This window comes from Accumulibacter sp., assembly GCF_029255145.1.
Classification (GTDB): domain Bacteria; phylum Pseudomonadota; class Gammaproteobacteria; order Burkholderiales; family Rhodocyclaceae; genus Accumulibacter.
Window position 1 is genome coordinate 19,192 of sequence record NZ_JAPUVQ010000145.1, and the last position, 18,363, is coordinate 37,554.

The 18,363-nt window shown below is 64.7% G+C and carries 19 protein-coding genes; 7 read left to right on the forward strand and 12 right to left on the reverse strand.

Annotated elements, in window-relative coordinates; all coding sequences use genetic code 11:
- From Q1L50_RS18035 to Q1L50_RS18050, 4 genes are all read left to right on the forward strand, one after another.
- Positions 1-282: a hypothetical protein gene (locus Q1L50_RS18035; RefSeq protein WP_300341475.1), complete on the forward strand. Its 282-nt coding sequence runs from the start codon at positions 1-3 to the stop codon at positions 280-282.
- Positions 283-406: 124 nt separating this feature from the next.
- A complete protein-coding gene (locus tag Q1L50_RS18040) occupies positions 407-844 on the forward strand; it encodes a DUF192 domain-containing protein (RefSeq protein WP_300341477.1) in 438 nt (145 codons plus the stop codon).
- A 26-nt stretch (positions 845-870) separates the two neighbouring features.
- Positions 871-1,467: a chorismate lyase gene (locus tag Q1L50_RS18045; RefSeq protein ID WP_300341480.1), complete on the forward strand. Its 597-nt coding sequence runs from the start codon at positions 871-873 to the stop codon at positions 1,465-1,467.
- Positions 1,468-1,735: 268 nt separating this feature from the next.
- Positions 1,736-3,124, forward strand: coding sequence for a DEAD/DEAH box helicase (locus tag Q1L50_RS18050; RefSeq protein WP_300341481.1), 1,389 nt, complete (start codon positions 1,736-1,738; stop codon positions 3,122-3,124).
- Positions 3,125-3,208: 84 nt separating this feature from the next.
- Here the strand turns inward: Q1L50_RS18050 and Q1L50_RS18055 are convergent, their stop codons facing one another.
- The 9 genes from Q1L50_RS18055 to tpx form a co-directional block, all read right to left on the reverse strand.
- Positions 3,209-3,733 (reverse strand): LapA family protein, encoded by a 525-nt coding sequence (locus Q1L50_RS18055; RefSeq protein WP_300341483.1) that lies wholly within the window; start codon positions 3,731-3,733, stop codon positions 3,209-3,211.
- 136 nt (positions 3,734-3,869) lie between these two features.
- Positions 3,870-4,565, reverse strand: a complete 696-nt coding sequence (mtgA, locus tag Q1L50_RS18060) for a monofunctional biosynthetic peptidoglycan transglycosylase (protein ID WP_300341485.1) — start codon at positions 4,563-4,565, stop codon at positions 3,870-3,872.
- Positions 4,566-4,575: 10 nt separating this feature from the next.
- Positions 4,576-5,400 carry a shikimate dehydrogenase gene (gene aroE, locus Q1L50_RS18065; protein ID WP_300341486.1) on the reverse strand — a complete coding sequence of 275 codons (825 nt, stop codon included), beginning with the start codon at positions 5,398-5,400 and terminating at the stop codon, positions 4,576-4,578.
- Between the two features lie 4 nt (positions 5,401-5,404).
- Positions 5,405-6,289: a TonB family protein gene (locus Q1L50_RS18070; protein WP_300341635.1), complete on the reverse strand. Its 885-nt coding sequence runs from the start codon at positions 6,287-6,289 to the stop codon at positions 5,405-5,407.
- Position 6,290: 1 nt separating this feature from the next.
- Entirely contained in the window at positions 6,291-8,207 is a 1,917-nt protein-coding gene (locus tag Q1L50_RS18075; protein ID WP_300341488.1) for an RNB domain-containing ribonuclease, read from the reverse strand.
- 8 nt (positions 8,208-8,215) lie between these two features.
- A complete protein-coding gene (locus Q1L50_RS18080) occupies positions 8,216-8,788 on the reverse strand; it encodes a YqiA/YcfP family alpha/beta fold hydrolase (RefSeq protein ID WP_300341490.1) in 573 nt (190 codons plus the stop codon).
- Between the two features lies 1 nt (position 8,789).
- Positions 8,790-9,614 (reverse strand): undecaprenyl-diphosphate phosphatase, encoded by an 825-nt coding sequence (locus Q1L50_RS18085; RefSeq protein WP_300341492.1) that lies wholly within the window; start codon positions 9,612-9,614, stop codon positions 8,790-8,792.
- A gap of 284 nt (positions 9,615-9,898) precedes the next feature.
- Positions 9,899-10,780 carry an IclR family transcriptional regulator gene (locus tag Q1L50_RS18095; RefSeq protein WP_300341496.1) on the reverse strand — a complete coding sequence of 294 codons (882 nt, stop codon included), beginning with the start codon at positions 10,778-10,780 and terminating at the stop codon, positions 9,899-9,901.
- 108 nt (positions 10,781-10,888) lie between these two features.
- Positions 10,889-11,392 (reverse strand): thiol peroxidase, encoded by a 504-nt coding sequence (gene tpx, locus Q1L50_RS18100; protein ID WP_300341637.1) that lies wholly within the window; start codon positions 11,390-11,392, stop codon positions 10,889-10,891.
- A gap of 272 nt (positions 11,393-11,664) precedes the next feature.
- Here tpx and Q1L50_RS18105 point away from each other — a divergent pair, with 272 nt between their 5' ends.
- Positions 11,665-11,883, forward strand: a complete 219-nt coding sequence (locus Q1L50_RS18105) for a hypothetical protein (RefSeq protein ID WP_300341498.1) — start codon at positions 11,665-11,667, stop codon at positions 11,881-11,883.
- Here Q1L50_RS18105 and Q1L50_RS18110 read toward each other — a convergent pair.
- Positions 11,868-16,016 (reverse strand): autotransporter domain-containing protein, encoded by a 4,149-nt coding sequence (locus tag Q1L50_RS18110; RefSeq protein WP_300341500.1) that lies wholly within the window; start codon positions 16,014-16,016, stop codon positions 11,868-11,870. The genes Q1L50_RS18105 and Q1L50_RS18110 overlap by 16 nt on opposite strands.
- A 28-nt stretch (positions 16,017-16,044) precedes the next feature.
- Here Q1L50_RS18110 and Q1L50_RS18115 point away from each other — a divergent pair, with 28 nt between their 5' ends.
- Positions 16,045-16,248, forward strand: a complete 204-nt coding sequence (locus tag Q1L50_RS18115) for a hypothetical protein (protein WP_300341502.1) — start codon at positions 16,045-16,047, stop codon at positions 16,246-16,248.
- 153 nt (positions 16,249-16,401) lie between these two features.
- Positions 16,402-17,262 (forward strand): alpha/beta hydrolase, encoded by an 861-nt coding sequence (locus tag Q1L50_RS18120; RefSeq protein ID WP_300341503.1) that lies wholly within the window; start codon positions 16,402-16,404, stop codon positions 17,260-17,262.
- Positions 17,263-17,288: 26 nt separating this feature from the next.
- Here the strand turns inward: Q1L50_RS18120 and Q1L50_RS18125 are convergent, their stop codons facing one another.
- Together Q1L50_RS18125 and ssb are read right to left on the reverse strand one after the other, a co-directional pair.
- Positions 17,289-17,849 carry a 3'-5' exoribonuclease gene (locus Q1L50_RS18125; protein WP_300341505.1) on the reverse strand — a complete coding sequence of 187 codons (561 nt, stop codon included), beginning with the start codon at positions 17,847-17,849 and terminating at the stop codon, positions 17,289-17,291.
- Positions 17,850-17,880: 31 nt separating this feature from the next.
- Positions 17,881-18,360, reverse strand: a complete 480-nt coding sequence (ssb, locus tag Q1L50_RS18130; protein WP_300341507.1) for a single-stranded DNA-binding protein — start codon at positions 18,358-18,360, stop codon at positions 17,881-17,883.
- Between the last annotated feature and the right edge of the window lie 3 nt (positions 18,361-18,363).

The window sequence follows — 18,363 nt, forward strand, 5'->3', positions numbered from 1 at the left end:
ATGAGCAGGACCATCGACCGCTTGCTGCCTGGATTGGTGGCCGCGGGATTGCTGTTTTGCTCGGTGACCACGCTGGCCGTCCCGAAGGCAGCCGAGGACCAGGACGCGCCAGTCAGCTTCGGCGAAGCTGGTCCGCGACCGAAGCCGGCAGCGAAGCACGCGCCGCCGCCAGCCAGCAAAGCGAAAGCAGCAAAATCGGGCACTGCCGGCAAGACAGCGCCGTCCGGGAAGGTTTCCGGGAAAACCGGGAAAACCGGGAAAAGTACCGCAAAGAAGAAATAGCGCGCGGCTGACCGCCGGCCGGGACCTCGTCCGGCTGCCGTCGGCGGGCGATCGGCAGATTGCTTGGCCGCTTGACGGCTAGCTGCCCCGCGCCTTGATTGGACAGTCCACGCTGGAGTTGTTGATGTCTTGTTCTTCGCTGCTTCCCCTGATCGTGCTTCTGGCTTCTTCGCCAGCGGCCGCGCAGATGCCCGTGCTCGAACTGACCGCCGGTTTCCACCGAATCGAAGCCGAAGTGGCAGCGAATGACGCCAATCGAATGCGAGGTCTGATGAATCGCCGCAGCATGCCAGCCAACCACGGGATGCTTTTCGTCTTCGTCGTGGCGGCACGCCATTGCATGTGGATGCGCAACACCAATCTGCCCTTGTCAGTGGCATTTCTCGACGACGACGGGCGTATTCTGAACATCGAGAACATGCAGCCGCAAACCGAGAACTCGCACTGTGCGCCGAACGCTGCACGCTACGCGCTCGAAATGAACCTCGACTGGTTCTCCAGCAAGGGAATCCAGCCGGGAACTCGAATTGGCGGCCTCGAAAAATCTCCGCGTCCGCAGTAAGGCGTCGCCGCAAGCCGGTTCCAGCAATGCCTAGCGGACACCACCAGCGATGGCACAGCAGGCTGCTGCGCACGGCCGGGAACGTCCCCTTCAAGTCGTGGCTACGCGACCGAGGGTCGTTGACGGCGCGCATCCAGGCCAGAGGACGCTTCACCGTCCGGGTGCTCCGCCAGGGCCTGGGAATTCCGACGGCCGATGAGGCGCGCGCGCTGGGAATCGCCCCCGGTACGCTCGCCTGGGTCCGTGAAGTGGCCTTGCTCGCTGACGATCAGGTGGTCGTTTTCGCGCACACCGTTCTCCCGCGCCGGCCGCGAGGGCCGCTGCTGCTCTGGCTGGCACGCCTGGGCAACCACTCGCTTGGCGCGCTGCTCTTCTCGCAAGCAGGGTTCACGCGCGGCGCGATGCAGTTCCGGGCGCTGGATCAGCGCCATGCGTTGTTCGCGCCGGCGCGACGCGCCCTGCAACTGGCGGGCCCTGCTCCGGACCCCTTGTGGGCACGTCGCTCGTATTTCGGCTTTGGTGTTCAGGCGGTGCTGGTGACCGAAGTCTTCGCGCCGCGGGTGCTGCACTTGGGCGACGCCGGTGAAAATGGCGCCAGGAAGACCGGTTGCGACCCGAATTGATGCTATACTGCGCGGCTGCACTTGGCGGACACAACGCGAAGTGCCAAGAGCATCGCGAACCTGGCCGTAACTCTCAAGCCCCCCTGCCTCCTGGTGTCGATTCAGTCAGCACCGCCCTGGCACAAAGCTTTTGTGCCGATTGCTGCTGACTTCTGTGAATTGATCACGGTTTCTCTCAGCTTTTTCCTTGGTTGGCGTTGCATTTTCATTTGCCAGCGCGTCGCGCCGTGACGGTCGCGCGAGGCGCATCCAGACCAAAAAGAGAATCATGACATTTACAGAAATCGGCCTTCACCCAGCCATCCTCAAAGCACTCACCGACTCCGGTTACAGCGACCCGACCCCGGTCCAGAAGCAAGCCATTCCGGCGGCCCTCGAAGGCCGCGACCTGATGGTTTCGTCGCAGACCGGTTCAGGCAAGACCGCTGCCTTCATGTTGCCGGCGCTGCATCGCTTCGCCCTGCAGGAGCGCCCAGCCGACCCGGAGCGCCCGGCAGAACGGCGGCCGGTTCGTGGGCGCGGCAACGACCGCCAGCGCTTCCAGCCGGCGCAGCCGAAAATGCTGGTGCTGACGCCAACCCGCGAACTTGCCCTGCAGGTCACCGCCGCGACCGAGAAGTATGGCCGGCTACTGCACAATGTGCGGGCGGTGGCGATCCTCGGCGGCATGCCTTACCCGAAGCAGATGGAGCTTCTCGGCCGCAACCCGGAGATCCTGGTCGCCACACCGGGGCGTTTGATCGATCACATGAGCTCGGGCAAGATCGATTTCTCGCAGTTGCAGGTGCTGGTCCTCGACGAAGCCGACCGAATGCTGGACATGGGCTTCATCGAAGACATCGAGCGGATCGTCGCGGCGACCCCGGCCTCGCGCCAGACGATGCTGTTCTCGGCGACACTCGACGGCACCGTCGGCGAGATGGCGCAGCGGATGACGCGCGCGGCCTTGCAAATCCGCGTCGACGTCTCGTCGACGCGCCACGACAACATCGAGCAGCGGATGCATTTCGTCGACGACCTGTCGCACAAGAATCGCCTTCTCGACCACCTGCTGCGTGACTCGTCGATCGATCAGGCGCTGGTGTTCACCGCCACCAAGCGTGACGCCGATACCGTCAGCGACCGCCTGAACGTCGCCGGCCTGAACGCCGCGGCGCTGCACGGCGACATGCACCAGGGCGCCCGGAACCGCACCCTCACCGCCATGCGCCGTGGGCAGGTACGGATCCTGGTCGCCACTGACGTCGCCGCGCGCGGCATCGACGTACCGACCATCACTCACGTTTTCAACTACGATCTGCCGAAGTTTGCCGAAGACTACGTCCATCGCATCGGCCGTACCGGCCGCGCCGGCCGCAATGGTCTGGCGATCTCGCTGGTTCATCACGCCGAGCACTTCAACGTCAAGAAGATCGAGCGCTTCACCAAGCAGCCGATCCCGGTCGCCGTCGTTGCCGGACACGAGCCCACTCGCCGCCCGGCACCGGCAAAGCCTCGCCCGACCGGCAAACCCGGCTGGAAGGCTGGCGATAACCGCTCGAACAAGCCCTCGTCAGCTCCCCGGCGCGAAGGCCTGCCGCGCACGCCGTACCGCGAAGCGGCCAAGAGCGCCCATGGCGCCGCCAACACCGGTCGCCGGACTTACGGCGATCGCTGATCGCTGCCGGTCATGACCGCAAAGCCCGCCGTGTGCGGGCTTTTTCCTGGCCGCCAGCATCCCGCGTAGGTGGCGGCAAAGCGATCAGACGCGACTCTCCGAGCGCACAGTCTGACCGCGTTCGCCCCGTTCGAGGCGATCCTCGATTTCGCCAAGAGTGGCGGCAAGACTGTTTCCCGACTGCTCGACGGCTGCCAGAACTTCCTTCTCGATGCGATCGAGTCTGGCCAGCATCACCGAGTCCGATGACGCCGAAGATTCCGTGTTTTCCCTCTGCCTGCCCAGCTGCTGCAGCTCGGTGGTGATGAAGCTGCGCAGTTCGGTGAACCGCGAGGCCTCGGCCTTATCGGCGAGTTCCCGGTTGGCCTGCAGTTCCTGGGCGTGGCGCCGCGAATCGAAGAGCGCCGCACCCTGGACGTAGATCACGAAGACCAGGAAGTAGGCGGTCAGGAAAGTCACCACGCCGAGCATGATCACCCCGATCGGCGCCTCAACATCGGCCACCCCCAGAGACAGCGTCGTCGGGGTGATGAAGGCATCCCAATTGAGCGCCGAAAAACCGGCGGTAGTGCCGAGGACGAGCAACAAAAACAGGGTGCGATACTTCATGACTTGATTTCTCCTTGGCTTGTTTCCGGAAAGACCCTGGCGCGGCACCGACCAGAAGTCGATAGTATCCCAGGATCGTTGCGAGGTCTCTACCCGGCAGCTCAAACGCGCTCCCGCACCAACGCTGGTCGAAGGCTCACGGAACGTCCGCCGAGCGCATCCGCGCCAGAATGATCGCCGTTTTCCTGGCCAGCCCCGGGGCATTGCGGTTCCGGTCGTAGAAGCGCGGACTGGGGACCATGCCTGCCAGCCGCGCCGCCTGCTCGGCCGAGATCTGTGCCGCCGAAATGCCGTAGTAGTGGCGAGCGGCGGCTTCGGCGCCGAAGACGCCGTTGCCCCACTCGATGACGTTCAGGTACACCTCGAGGATCCGCTGCTTGCTCCAGACGGTTTCGAGCATCAGCGTGATCACCGCCTCCTCGGCCTTGCGCCAGGGAGTCTTCGACGGGGTAAGAAATAGATTCTTGGCCAGTTGCTGCGAGATCGTCGAGCCACCGGCGACGATCCGTCCCTGCTTCTGGTTTTTCTCGATCGCGTTCTGGATCCCTTCCCAGTCGAAGCCCTCGTGATCGACGAACTTGGCGTCCTCGGCGGCAATGATCGCGCGCTTCAGGTTTCCCGAGATGTTCTGGTAGGCGAGCCAGCGCTTCTGCAACTGCGCTTGCGGGTCCTTGACCCGCAACTCGGCGAGGCGAATGCTCATGAAGCGCGTGCTGTCCGGATTGACCCAGTTCCACCACAGCACCCAGCCGAACAGCCAGAACTGGTAGAGCAGCAGCAGCGCCAGCAGGCCGACAAGCACCCTCTTCAGCCAGACGCCGAGACGGCTCATGGTCGTCTCGCTACCCCCGCTCGGTGCCGCGCAGCATGGCGACTACCGGCGCGCTGTTGGGGCGGACGCCGCGCCAGAGATAAAACGCTTCGGCCGCCTGCTCGACCAGCATGCCTAGCCCATCGGCCAGACGCGCCGCGCCGTGCTCCCTGGCATAGGCGAGAAATGGCGTCTCACCTTGCCCGTACATCATGTCGTAGGCCATACTCCCGGAGGCGAAGGCGCCTGCCGGCAAAGGCGGCAGCTCACCGGCCAGGCTCGCCGAAGTGGCGTTGATCACCAGGTCGAAGGCTTCGCCTTCGAGTTCCTGATAGGCACCACCAGCGAGCGCACCACGACCGGCAAAACGCTGCGCGAGATCACTCGCCCTGGCGGCGGTACGGTTGGCGATCCACAGCAGCGCCGGGCGAGCGTCGAGCAAGGGTGCGACGACACCACGCGCGGCGCCGCCCGCGCCCAGCAGCAGGACGCGTTGCCCGGCAACGCGGCAGGCCAGGTTGCAGGTCAGATCGCGCAGCAGACCGGCGCCGTCGGTGTTGTCGCCGAGCGTCTCGGCGCCCGCGAACAGCAAGGTATTGACGGCGCCCGCCAGTTCGGCACGGACGCTCAGCCGGGTCGCCAGCCGCCAGGCTTCTTCCTTGAACGGCAGCGTGACATTGGCGCCACGGCCACCCGCCGCGACGAAACCGCGGACACTGGCAGCAAAGCCGTCCCTGGGCGTCAGGATCGCCCGGTAGCTGATCTGCTGGTGGCACTGGACGGCGAACGCTTGGTGGATGGCCGGCGACTTGCTGTGGCCGACGGGGTTGCCGAAAACCGCATAACGGTCGCGCATCGTTTCACCTCGCCTTGGTTTCGAGGCTGTCCCGCTGGGTGAAGCGCCAGCTGCGGGTGATTACCAGCAGGTCGGTGTCGCGCCGGATCGCCGGCGGGAAGTCGGCGAACGGCGCGGCCATCGAAACGATTCGCCGCGCCGCGTCGTCGAGGATCTTGTGGCCCGACGAGCGATTTATTTCAACGCTGGCGACCGTCCCGTCGTTCCTGAGAGTCACCGTCAGAACCAGTGTGCCGTAGAGCTTGCCCCTAGCCGCCTGGGGATAATTGAGCGTGCCGACGCGTTCGATCTTGCTGCGCCACTCCTCGACGTATTGGGCAAAGCGGTATTCGTCGGCGCGCGTGCCGATGAACTTCTTGCGCGGTCGCTGGTTGTACTCGTCGAGCTCCTTGCCGATCGCGCCTTCGAGGCGGGCCATGGCCAGCGCGCTCGACGCCAGATCGCTGCCGCTGATCGCCGGCGAAGGTTCGGGCTGCACCTCCTGCTCTGGTGTCGGGGCGACCACCGTCCGGTTGCGCGCCTGCGCGGCGAGTCGCTGCTGTCGTGCTTCGAGTTCCTGAACGCGTCGCTGCGAGTGCTCGAGGTCGCTGCCATCATGATGCACGCGTGCTGGTGGCAAAGGCGTCGTCGCGATATGCTCCTGCTCGGTGTTGCCGCCGCCGTCGAGACTGGCTTGCGCCAGCACCTGCGCTTCGGCAGGCTTTCTCGCCGACCGGCTATTGACCAGCACGATCTCGAGCGCCCGGTTCTGGAAGGCCCGCGACGCGTCCGGGAAGGTGAAGTGCAGCGACAGCAGCAGCGCGTGCGCCAGCAGCGAGACGGCCAAGGCCAGCCACAGACTGCGCGTGGCGAGTGGGGATGGGTAGCGTTCGCGGCCGCCGGCATTCACCTCAATCAATCGCCTCCAGTACCCCGTCGCTGGGATCCTCGAGGGCGACCGCCTCAGGGACGATGGTTTCGAGGTAACGACAGGCGAGTTCGAGGGTCAGATCGTCGATCGATTCGATCCGCAGCCGGATCTCCTGGCCGGGTTTGAGTTCCGGTGCCGACGGCACCCGCTGCAATAGCGGCAGGCCGTCGAGCCGGGCCAGATTTTCGCGGCCGATGATCGTCGCCTTGATCGTTTCGGCTCGCTCCTGACGCAACCAGCGCAGGCACCAGTAACGTTCCATGCTGCGCTGGAACTCGGCGTAGGCGCCATAGGTCAGTTCAAAATCGCGCAGCGCGGCGAACAGCGCGTCCGAGCGGGCCGCAAAGGGCGGCGTTTCGCCCTTCAGGAAAGCGACCAGCTGCCACTGGTTGATCAGGTCCACGTAGCGGCGCAGAGGCGACGACGACCACGCGTACTGCTTCACTCCCAGCCCCTCGTGCGCCTGCGGCGACGTGCTCATCCGCACCTTGCCGCCGGACTGGATGCGGTAGATCGCCGCCACTCCCTTGCTGGCCAGCAGACCACCCCAGGTGCTGTTGGCGACAATCATCAGCTCGGCGACCAGCTTGTCGAGCGGGCTGCCACGCCGGCGTGCCGAGATCTCGACCCGACACGCCTCGGCGTCGCCGAGGTCGCCTTCGACCCGGAAGTTGAAGTCGTGATTGCCCTGCATCGCCGACGGCTTGCCGCGCCTGCCTTCGCAGGAATTGGCCAGCTGCCAGAGGGTCAGCAGTTCGTCGCGGAAGGCGAACTCCGGCAGTCCGGCGGCGATCGTGCGCTCGTTGAACAGCGGTTCGATGTCGTGGTGACGCAGATTGGCGACCACTGGAACGATTTCGACGCACGACTCATGGGCAGTGATCTCGAAGTCGGAGGTCACCGTCAGGTACAGCGAGACGGCCGCGCAGTCGCGACCGCTGCTCAGCGTGAAGCAGTCCACCACCGGATCCGGCAGCATGGTGATCTTGCTGCCCGGCAGGTAGACCGTCGATAGCCGCTCGCGAGCGATCTGGTCCAGCGGCGACCCCGGCGCGATGCCCAGCGAAGGCGCCGCGATGTGGATGCCGATTTGCCAGCCGAGTCCGGGCAGCGCCTGCACCGAGAAGGCATCGTCAATTTCGGTGGTCGTCGCGTCGTCGATCGAGAAGGCGCGCACGTCGGCACGCCGCAGACCAGCCGGCGGCAGCGGCGGTGCCGTGACCGGAAAAGCGGTGCCGTGCGGGAAGTAGTCGACCAGGAAGCGCTGCAGGTGATAGTCATGCGCCGAGCGGAACGCGCCGCACTTCTGCAGCAGCTGCGGCGCCGACAAGCCGGTCTCGCTGCACGCCGCTTCCAGTGCCTTGGTCTCGCTGCGGTTGCGGTCGGGCTTGTAGAGCAGCTGCGCGACGATCGGCGCGAACTCGGGTGGCAGCGTGCCGGCTTTCAGCTCGCCGACCATGCGGACGATGCTCAAGGCCAGCTGGCGCTTCTTTTCAAGGCCGGTCAGGGCGGCCTGGAGAATGTCGGCCGGCGCCCGGCGAAAGCGGCCCTTGCCCTTGCGATGGAAGTACATTGGCGCGGCATGCAGCGCCAGCAGCAGCGCCGTGGCTTCGACCGCGCTGGCGAGGTGGCCGAAGTACTCGCTGGCAAAGTCAGCAAAGGAAAAATCGCTGTCGTCCAGGCACTCCCAGAGGAAATCGTGCTCGATACCGCTCGCCAGCGCCTCAGCCTGGTCGAGCAGGGCGGCCGGTGCCGGCTCGCCATAGCGCAGGAGGACGTTCGCCGACTTGATCTTGCTGCGCTTCCCGGACGCCGTCTCGACCTGCAGCGAGCTGTCGTTGTCGGTCAGCACGGTAGCGGTGCGGAAGGCCCCGTCTTCTTCGAATAGAACATGCATCAAGGCGATTATAACCCGCAGAATTCAATGATTTGCGGCAGGAACTCGGGGAAGCGCGTGAAGCTGTGATCACCGCCTTCGACGATCAGCTGCCGGCACCCGGCGTAGCGCCGGACGGCCTTGCGGTAGTCGAGCACTTCGTCGCCGGTCTCGGCCAGCAACAGGTAGCGTGACGGCATGACGCGCGCGGGGTCGAGCAGATGCAGTTGTTCGAGGTGCTCGGTGGTGAACTCGAAACGCTGGCCGCTGTGAAAATTGGTGTGGGTGCCGACCAGACCGGCAAGCTGTTCGGGGACCATCACCGCGGGGTTGATCAGGGCCGCTCGCAGGTCGTGTTTTTCGGCCAGCCAGGTCGCGTAGTAACCGCCGAGCGAGCTACCGACCAGCGTCGTCGGGCCGTCGTTGGTGGCTAGCAGCGCCTCGACGCAGGCAATCGCCGCCAACGGCACCGGTGACAGCACCGGGCAGGCGAAACGATCGCCCAGACCAGCGCCATTCAGCGCTTCACCGAGCAATCTCGCCTTCCATGAGGCCGGCGACGAGCAGAAACCATGCAGGTAAATGATTCGCGGAACGTCCATCTCAGCCGCTGGTCCAGGAAACGGCGCCGTAATGCCAGGTCAACAGCACAACGATGCCGAAAGCGATGCGATACCAGGCGAAGATCGAGAAATCGTGCGTGCTGATGTAACGCAGCAACCCGCGCACTGCCCAGAACGCCGAGACAAACGCGGCGACGAAGCCGACGACCCACATGCCCAGGTCGTCCAGCGCGAGCAGTGCGCGCTCCTTGTAGAGTTGATAGCAGGTCGCGCCGATCAGCGTCGGGATCGCCAGGAAGAAGGAAAACTCGGTGGCGGCGCGGCGCGACAGTCCGAACAGCAGACCGCCGATGATCGTCGCTCCCGATCGCGAAGTTCCTGGAATCAGCGCCAGTGCCTGCGCGCAGCCTAGTTTGAAGGCATCGCTCAGCGACAGATCGTCGACCGACTCGACGCGGATCCGATGCTCGCGGCGTTCGGCCCAGAGAATGATCAAACCACCGACGATGAAGGCGGTGGCCACTACCGGCGGGTTGAACAGCGAAGCCTTGATCGCTTTGCCGAAGAGCAGGCCGATGATCGCCAGCGGCAGGAATGCGACCAGCACATTGAGCGCAAACCGCTGTGCGCCGCGCTCGCTCGGCAGCCCACGCAGCACCTGCATGATCTTCGCCCGGAACTCCCAGCAGACCGCCAGGATGGCGCCGGACTGGATGACGATCTCGAACAGTTTGCCGCGTTCGTCGTTGAAATCGAGCAGCGCACCGGCGAGGATCAGGTGACCGGTCGACGATACCGGCAGAAACTCGGTGACGCCTTCGACGACGCCGAGAATCAGGGCTTTCAGGAGCAGCAGCAGGTCCACGCGCGACTTTCAGCAAAAAGTCGCATTCTAGCACTCAGGGTCGGGTTGCCTGTTCCAGAGCCGACAACCAGACCATCGCCTGCTGTCGATTCTCGCCGCACATCTCTTCCGACGGCCGCAGTCCGGCACAAAACGGCGGCCGCTCGGCGCGACCCCACAAGCGGCAACGCCGGTCGGCGGTCAGATTCGCGCAGGTTTCGCCAGCCCCTTTGCCGTCGGGATGGCCTGGCATCGCCGTGGTGACCGAGGGCGCGATGCAGCAGGCGCCGCACCCCGGCCGGCAATCACCCAGCCAGACCATCGCCAGCGGCTTGCGCGTCTACACGGGGCGGATTCGGTGTCTGCTGCTCCGCACTGCTGTCGCTGCTGCCATAGCCGAGCCGCCGCGAAAGTGTTGCCGCCGCTTCCCGGGTGCCCTGGGCAATCGGGCTATCCCAGTCGATGTTGAAGCCGCCGATGAGGCCTAGCGAAGTCACCGCGGCGACCATCCGGCCGGTGTGGCCGAAGACCGGTGCGCTGCAGCCGTTGATCCCCGGCGTCATGCTGCCCGACGCGCGCGCAATACCGTGGCGACGGATTTCGTCGAGGCGCAGCACGAGCTCGGCGGTCTCCGCTGCCGGCGTCGTTCCCGCCGCCTCGGCAATCGCCCGCACCTCGGCCTCGAGCATTCTCTTCAGGTATGGCGAGCGGTAGAAGGCGGAAAAGGCCAGCCCGGTAGCCGAGGTGGTCAGCGGCAGGACGACGCCAGTGCGCAGGGTGACGGTAACCGCGCCACCGGCCTCGACCCAGCGCACGCAGGTCGCCCCGTGGTTGCCCCACATCGCCAGCGCGACCGTTGCGCCGATCTGCTCGCAGAGGTCGTCGAGCACCGGCCCGGCGAGGCGCACCGGATCGAGCCGCGCCAGGCTGGCCAGCCCCAGTTCGAGCGAAAACTCACCGAGATCGTAGCGCCCGGTATTGGCATCCTGCTCGACCAGCCCCATGCGCATGAAACTGACCAGGTAGCGACGAGCCTTGGCTGCCGGCATGCCGGCGTTGCGCGCCACGTCGCGCAGCATCATCGACCGTTGACTGGCGGCCAGGGCGCGCAGCAGGCGCGTGCCGACTTCGATCGACTGAATGCCTTGCCGCTGGCGCGCGAGCTCGGTGCTGTTGGTTTCGGTCATTGGCCTGCTTCACGTGATGATGGTGTTGCGCCGTTGGCTGCCGGCAGCGGTCACCGCGGGCGAGACAGCGATGGTCGACCGCGCGTGGATCGAATCGACGCCTTGGCCTCAGGCGAGCGCCTGGATCGCCGCCTCGTAGTCGGGTTCGTCCTTGATCTCGGCAACCAGCTGACTGTGCAAGACCCGGTCACTGCCATCGAGCACCACCACCGCGCGTGCCGCCAGGCCAGCCAGTGGGCCGTTGCTCAAGGCAACGCCGTAGTCCTCGAGAAACTCGCGGCCGCGCATGGTCGACAGCGTGACCACCGAGTCCAGACCCTCCGCGCCACAGAAGCGGCTCAGGGCGAACGGCAGGTCGGCCGAAATGCACAGCACGACGGTGTTGGCCAGAGCGCTCGCGCGCTCGTTGAACTTGCGCACCGAAGTCGCACAGGTCGGCGTATCGACGCTGGGAAAGATGTTCAGCACTTTGCGCTGGCCGGCAAAGCTGCTTAGCGAAACGTCGGCGAGATCCTTGCCGACCAGCGTGAAAGCGGGCGCCGCCTGCCCATTTTGCGGAAAATCGCCGTTGACCTGAAACGGGTTGCCGCCTAGCGTCACTGTGCTTGTCATCATGATTCCTCATCGGGATTGGCGTCTCGGAAAATCCGCGACGCTGCTGACCTCTGGCCAGCGGTCGTTGGGCATTATTCCACAGCGCAAGTTCGCGGTGAAGCGATCGTCATGACGCCTGACGCCGACGGCCGCACGGCGGGTAGGGCGCCGGCCCGGGGATCAACGCCGCTGCAGCTCGTCCCGCAGCCACCCGCCAGCCGCGAAGGATTGAGGATGCTGGCAAGCACCCGGGTACTCGGGTGCTGCGGGTCCAGCTGGCACACCAGCTCATGCGGTCGCTGCGCCTGCTGCTGATTGCCCTGGGCGTGGAAGTGGCGCGCGACCAGGCTGTGAAAGGCAAACACCTTGGTCAGGTGAAAGCGCGATCGATCGGGGTAGCGCGGTTTGAGATCGAACTTGCCAGCAAGAATCTCACTGACTTTCTCCAGTTTGCCGCGCGTCAGGCGCTCCTCGGCCCACGCGATACGTCCGATCAGAATGGCATCTGAAGTCTGACCGAGGCCGTGTTGTTGATGTACGACTCGCGGGCCTCGAAGTCGTAGCGCAGCGCAAGCTCCATCGCCTTGCTGTCATTGACCACCAGACCGATACCGCCACGTACGATCCACGGGGCAAGATCGAGACCACGGGTGGTAAATTGCGCACCGCCACCGGCAAATGCCGAAACGATCGAGGTTTGTCGGGCCATGGTGTCGTAACCGGCGCCGAGATTCGCGATCAGCGTGGTGTTTGGCGTCAGGGCTTGCGTCAGCTTGGCGTTGCCAAACAACACGAACTGTTCGAGCGTTTGTGGCTTGACGATCAGGTTCAGTGCGCCCGCACCGGTTTCACTGTAACCGTCCGCACGGAAGTAGACATAGTCGGCGCGTAGCGAAGGAGTGACGGTGGTAGCCGGTGAGAGAAGATAATCTCGGCTCAGGCCCGCGCCAGCGTGCGCATTCCAGCTGTCGTAATTGGAACTGGCGATGCGATCAACGGTAGCGAAGCTGATATGACGGCGTCCCTTGGTGTCGCCAAGGCCAAAGTCTACCTGGAAGTCCACGCGCATGCGTTCGTCGAGCTGATGTTCGCCGTAGCCGATCAGGCGATAGCCATTGACTGTGGCGTCCTGATCGGTCGCTGAACTACTGAGGCTGATATCGCTATTGGCGTAAGCAAACGCCAGCCCCAGGTTCATGTGATCCGATACCTCGCCGTCGGCGCCAAGCAGCAGGCCATAACTATTCGCCTTGTAGCCCGGGACGTCATTCACCTCGCCCTGCCTCGCCCAGGAACCGATCGGCTTGATCCAGAACTGGCGATTGGCGAGAAAATGGTCGCCCGAGGACAATCCGCGTCGCGCTGCATGACGGGCCTGGATGACACGGTCGTTGGCATTGAGATTGCCGACGATCGCAGTCGGCACCGCTCCGAGCAGCAGCGGCAAGAGGTTGGTGACCGCGTTCGACACCTGCGCCTGCGAAGTCAGCGGCTGGAAGAGGCTGCTGATCGGACCCGTGGGGTCCAGCGCAATGAGCGAATCGATGACTTGCGCCGCACCAGTCCCTGCAGGATTGCCCTGGCCGCTTACGGCGTCGAGGACGCCGTTTGCCGAATTGGCCGCGATCGTCAGATCGACGGCGTTGCCATTCCGCGCGGCGCTGAAGTCGAACAAGGTGCTGTTGTCGCTTACGGCAAATGTCGAGGCGTTCAGGGTGCTGGCCTTGATTACCTCGGGAAGGACGGTACCACTGGTCAACGCAGGCGAGCCGACGACATCGACAGCGATCTTTGCCGCCGCTGGCAGGGTCGCGGTGCCGGTGATTTCCAGCTTGCCGAACCGGGTATTGCCGGCGACAGCGGTCTGGAAGACGCCAGCAGAAGTCTGCGTGTAATTGCCGGTGATCGTCGCCGTGTTGCCAGCGGCCACCGCCAGCGTCCCCGCGTTGTTGAATGCCGAGGCAGCTGCGTTGTGGACGCTGACGCCATGGGCCATGTTGAACACGCCGGTCTCGGCGATGTTGAAGGTATCGACGCTGAATTGCCCTTCGCTGCTGAAATGGGCGCCACTGGTGACCTTGAAGGCTGCCATCGGCGCGTGAACGTCGCCGACCAGTCGGGCGCTGCGCCCGACGATGTCGATACTGGCCAGCGAACTGTCGTTGGTGAGCGTGCTGTCGGCAAAGATCGAATAGCGGCCACCCGAAATCGTTCCGCTGTTGACCAGCGATCCGGTGAGCACGGCGTCGCGCATGAAGTAGATGCCGTAGTCGCTGCCGCTGACCAGTCCCTGATTGGTTATCGACGTCGAAGTCCCGGTCAGCACGTTGATTCCGGAAGCTGCGCCGGTGATCGAACCGCCAGGCGCTACGGTGAGTGTCGGCGAATCGAAGGCGACTTCGCAGGGTCCACTCCTGGCCCTGGCAACCGTCCGGCCGCAGTAGGCGGCGTTGTCGACCGCGATCAGATTGACGGCGTTACCGGCGACTGCCCCGCTTTGCATGAACGTCGGCACACCGGCCCCGGAGTCGACGACTTCCGGGGTGAAATTCAGCAGGGCGCTGTTGTCCGCGATCTCGAAACCCCTCGGGGCGGTCAGCGTGCCGGCGGTGACCACATGCACCAGCGTCTCACCGGCCACCAGGGCATGCGCTGGATCGAGGCTCACGGCCAGCGTATTGCTGTCGGCGAAGTTGGCAACTCCGCCCACTGCCAGCGAGGCGTAGCGAGACGTGCTTTGAGCAGCCAGCTCTAGACGCCCACCGGCGCGCTGCGTGTAGTTGTCGCTGATAAAGGTGCCGGCGAGGCTTCCGCGTTCACCCTCACCAACGTTCAGCGCCGGAATCAGGATGCTCCCGGCGTTATTGACCGGCACCGCCCCGTCAATCTGCAAATGACCTCGAACCAGGCCGCCGGCGAGGTTGTCGATCCTCCCGGCGCCGCGGCCGACGGCAATCGCGACAGCCTGGCTGTTGCCGGTTGCGTTGGCCGTGGCCGAAATCAGTCCGGAGTTGGCGAGTGCACCGTCGAACTGCATAATGTCGACGCCATGCGCCGTGGCGTCGCCCTGGTAGGGGTCATCAGTCGCGGTGGCGGTGGCCCTGATCTTGCCGCTGTTGACCAGCGTGCCATCGAGTCGCCAAATCCGAACGCCATAGGCCGTGACGTCGCTCTGGTAGCTACCACCGCCGCCGATGGCGGTGGCGTTGATCGTGCCGCTGTTGAGCAGCGTGCCACCAGGCCGAAGGCCGTCCATCGACACCCCAGAGGCCTTGGGGTAATAGGTGGCGGTTGCGGTGGCGTTGATCGTGCCACTATTGGTCAGCGTGGCGCTGAGGTCACTGCCCACCAGTACGCCGACGGCCTCGGAATACGCGGTCGAGCTTGCTGCGGCGTTGATCGTGCCGCTGTTGGTCAGCGAGGCATCCTTCGTCGGAGCGCTGTAAAACCCGCTGTAAGCCCTGTTGATGGACACGCCAGCGGCATGAGCAAGAGCATAATAGCCGGCCGTACCGGTCGTTGCAGCCGTAGCGCTGATCGTGCCACGGTTGGTCAGCGCGCCGCTCATCCCCGCCATCTCGCCGCCATCGCTATCGACCGACACGCCACGAGCATAGGCTTGCGACCACTCGCTGCCAGTCGTTGTGGCGGTGGCGGTGATCGTGCCGTTGTTGGTCAGCTGGCCGTTGAAATCACCCCCGAAGTACACGCCGTCGGCATCGGAATACTGGGCGTCGGTCGCTCGGGCATTGATCGTCCCAGTATTGGTCAGCGTACCGCTCATCGTCGCCGTCTCGCCGTAGTCACCATCGACCGAGACGCCCGCGGCAAGCGCATAGGAAGAATACTTGGCGTTGGCGGTTCCGGCCGTGGCGTCGATCGTGCCACTGCTGGTCAGCGTCCCGCTCAGATCGCCCTTGACGGACACCCCCGTGGCGTAGGCGAAGGCCGTGGAAGTCGCGGCGGTCCTGATTGCGCCACTGTTGGCCAGGACCCCGCTGAGCACACCATCGACGTGTACACCAGCGGCTTCAGCACCCGAATATTCGGCGGCAGCTGCAGTGGCCGCAGTGTTGATCGTGCCGCTGTTGATCAGCGTACCGCCAAGGGTGCCGTCGATGTGTACACCGGCGGCGTGAGCGCCAGAGTATTCAGGGGCAGTGGCGGTGGCTGTCGCGTTGAACGCGCCACTGTTGGCCAGCGTACCGATGAGATTGCCAAAAATGTGCACCGCCAATGCTTTCGAGTAGCCGCTGGCCGCAGCCGCTGTCGCGTTGAGCGCACCGCTGTTGGTGAGCTTTCCCGCCAGGTCCAGACCCAAAGCGATGCCTGACGCTTCGGCATCCGAGCCGTCAGCGGCAGCGTCGAGGACGCCGCTGTTGACCAGCGTCCCGGACATGGCCGGGACACCGTAGATATTCTCGCGAAGCCCGAAAGCCTCGGAGTATCCTTCGCTGCTGACGGTTGCTCTGATCGCGCCGGAATTGGTCAGCATGCCGAGCAGTTCGTCCCTGACGAGAACGCCGGTAGCGCCGAAATACTCGTAAGGCCCGTACCCCAGCTTGCTACCCCAGGCCTGGACCAACCCCTGATTGCTCAAGCGCCCCGAAAGGCCGAGATCGCCGTCGTATGAGATTGCCACCCCCGCTCCGGAAACCGTACCGGACGAAGTGATCGTGAAGTCGGCATCGGCGCAGGGCGACTTGGCGGATACCGCGCTGGAAATGGTTGCCGAACCAGAGCACTGCGCATGTGCCGGGGCGATCACCACGGCATTGGCGAAAGCGAGCGCGACGGCACTGCTGATAGCGTTGCGCTGCCAGCCGGACAAATCCGGCTCCGTGGCGCTGATCATCGTTGACCCCTTGGATTGATAGCAATCGGCTGTGTAATTGCGCCGGCGACGATACTCAATAGCGAGCGACAAATCAACGGGATTAGTATCGGCATGGGTGAGTGCCGAACCCCCCTCAAGGTGGCGGCAAACGGTGACCAGACTTGACGGAAGGCAACAAGGAAGGATACGAATGTTCCTGGCGGTTTCGCCGCGTTCAAGAGGCGTTCTCTTTCTTGCCATGCTGCTCCTCGCCGCCTGCGTTGGACGCGGGCTCGACGATCGCCGGGCAAGTGCCGCGACGCTGGCTGCGGCCAGAAATTGGCAGTTGCTGCGACTCGCCGTCTCGCCCCTGCCCCTGGTCGCCTACGTCCCGGGGTCGGTCATCGCCACAGAGACGCTGACGGTGTACATTGAGGGAGATGGGCTGGCCTGGCTGGCGCGCGGCGCCGCTTCCGACGACCCGACTCCGCGCCGCGCGCTGGCCCTCGAAATGGCACTGAAGCATTGGCCGGGAACTGCCGTTTACCTCGGACGCCCCTGTCAGTACCTGCAAGCCGCCGAAATGGATGATTGCGATCCGGCGTACTGGACCCATCGTCGCTTCGCGCCCGAGGTGCTCGACTCGACCGACCACGCCATCAGCTTGCTGAAGCGACGTTTCGGCGCGACCAGGCTGGTTCTTGTCGGCTACTCCGGGGGAGGCGCGATTGCTGCTCTGGTGGCGGCACGACGCGACGATGTCGTTCGGTTGGTGACCGTTGCCGGCAACCTCGATCACGCCCGCTGGACCCGGCATCACCGCGTCCCGCCGTTGGCCGGCTCACTGAATCCGGCCCTTGAATGGCGGCGCTTGCGCGGGGTTCCGCAACTGCACCTCGTTGGCGCCGACGACGCCAACGTCCCCACCTGGATCGCCGAGAGTTACGCGTCGGCCTTTCCGACGAGTGAACGGCCTGAAGTACGGGTGCTACCCGGATTCGACCATCAGTGCTGTTGGGCCGAACGCTGGCCGGAGCTGTCCTCGGGCGCAGACCTGCAAGCTGAGCGGTGATCAGGGCTGGGCCGCGATCAGGGTGTTCATGTCGTCGACGCGAGATTGACGCGCAGCATGTTGCAGAACAGGCGACCCTGCTCAAGCGCATCGTCGAGCGCCACGTGGCTGTGCGCGACGGGGTCGAACCACTCGGCCGGCATCGACTGCTTGCCGCACGCACGATACGGTTGGCGCAGCATGGCCATGGCGTAGGTCTTGATGTCGATCGCCGAATAGCCGAAGGGATTCTCGCCCGCGAACCGTGTGAGGTACCAGTAGACGAAGGAAAAATCGAAGGCCGCCGGATAGCCGACCAGCACCGGCCTGCCGGGGAGAGCCTTGAGCCACGCCAGATAGCGCATCATGGCGTCCCGCGGATGCTCCAGCCCGGACCTGCAGGCCGCCCAGGCGTCAGGCTGGGTCGCCCACCAGGCGGCCGTGCTGGCGTCGGTGCTCAGTTCCGGCAGCGCTTCGAGATTTGCCGAGAAAGTCGCCAGCAGCGTCTTGTCGGCCGCATAGGCGGCCGAACCGATGCTCAGCATGGAGTGTCTGCCAGCCACCGGTCCGTCGGTTTCGACATCGGTGCTGACGTAGATTTCCTGCACGGGAAGCGCCGCCCGGTTTGCCGAAGTGCTGCTAGAACGGGATGTCGTCGTCCATGTCGTCGAAACTCGGCTTCTTGGCGGGCGCCGAACGCGCGGTGCCGGCGCTGGGGCCAGCGGCCGATGGCATGCTGCCGCCGTAATCGCTTTCTTCGCTGGAAGGCGGCGACCCCATGCCTTCGCGGCTGCCGAGCATTTTCATCTCGTTGCCGACGATTTCGGTGGTGTAACGCTCGTTACCATCCTTGTCTTGCCACTTGCGCGTCTTGAGGCTGCCCTCAACGTAGACCGACGAGCCCTTCTTCAGGTACTGGCCGGCGATCTCGGCGAGGCGCCGGAAGAACACAATGCGGTGCCACTCGGTCGCTTCCTTCTTGTCGCCGGTCTGCTTGTCCTTCCACGATTCGGTGGTGGCGACCCGGATGTTGCAGACGGCGTCGCCGTTCGGCAGATAGCGCGTTTCCGGATCGGCGCCAAGATTGCCGACGAGAATCACTTTGTTGACCGAAGCCATGTT

What these genes read in the sequence shown, in the direction of transcription:
- Q1L50_RS18035 (WP_300341475.1), top strand. Translation starts at nt 1, where the DNA reads ATGAGCAGGACCATCGACCGCTTGCTGCCTGGATTGGTGGCCGCGGGA.
- Q1L50_RS18040 (WP_300341477.1), top strand. Translation starts at nt 407, where the DNA reads ATGTCTTGTTCTTCGCTGCTTCCCCTGATCGTGCTTCTGGCTTCTTCG.
- Q1L50_RS18045 (WP_300341480.1), top strand. Translation starts at nt 871, where the DNA reads ATGCCTAGCGGACACCACCAGCGATGGCACAGCAGGCTGCTGCGCACG.
- Q1L50_RS18050 (WP_300341481.1), top strand. Translation starts at nt 1,736, where the DNA reads ATGACATTTACAGAAATCGGCCTTCACCCAGCCATCCTCAAAGCACTC.
- Q1L50_RS18055 (WP_300341483.1), bottom strand. Translation starts at nt 3,733, where the DNA reads ATGAAGTATCGCACCCTGTTTTTGTTGCTCGTCCTCGGCACTACCGCC.
- mtgA (WP_300341485.1), bottom strand. Translation starts at nt 4,565, where the DNA reads ATGAGCCGTCTCGGCGTCTGGCTGAAGAGGGTGCTTGTCGGCCTGCTG.
- aroE (WP_300341486.1), bottom strand. Translation starts at nt 5,400, where the DNA reads ATGCGCGACCGTTATGCGGTTTTCGGCAACCCCGTCGGCCACAGCAAG.
- Q1L50_RS18075 (WP_300341488.1), bottom strand. Translation starts at nt 8,207, where the DNA reads ATGCATGTTCTATTCGAAGAAGACGGGGCCTTCCGCACCGCTACCGTG.
- Q1L50_RS18080 (WP_300341490.1), bottom strand. Translation starts at nt 8,788, where the DNA reads ATGGACGTTCCGCGAATCATTTACCTGCATGGTTTCTGCTCGTCGCCG.
- Q1L50_RS18095 (WP_300341496.1), bottom strand. Translation starts at nt 10,780, where the DNA reads ATGACCGAAACCAACAGCACCGAGCTCGCGCGCCAGCGGCAAGGCATT.
- tpx (WP_300341637.1), bottom strand. Translation starts at nt 11,392, where the DNA reads ATGACAAGCACAGTGACGCTAGGCGGCAACCCGTTTCAGGTCAACGGC.
- Q1L50_RS18105 (WP_300341498.1), top strand. Translation starts at nt 11,665, where the DNA reads ATGCGGTCGCTGCGCCTGCTGCTGATTGCCCTGGGCGTGGAAGTGGCG.
- Q1L50_RS18120 (WP_300341503.1), top strand. Translation starts at nt 16,402, where the DNA reads ATGTTCCTGGCGGTTTCGCCGCGTTCAAGAGGCGTTCTCTTTCTTGCC.
- ssb (WP_300341507.1), bottom strand. Translation starts at nt 18,360, where the DNA reads ATGGCTTCGGTCAACAAAGTGATTCTCGTCGGCAATCTTGGCGCCGAT.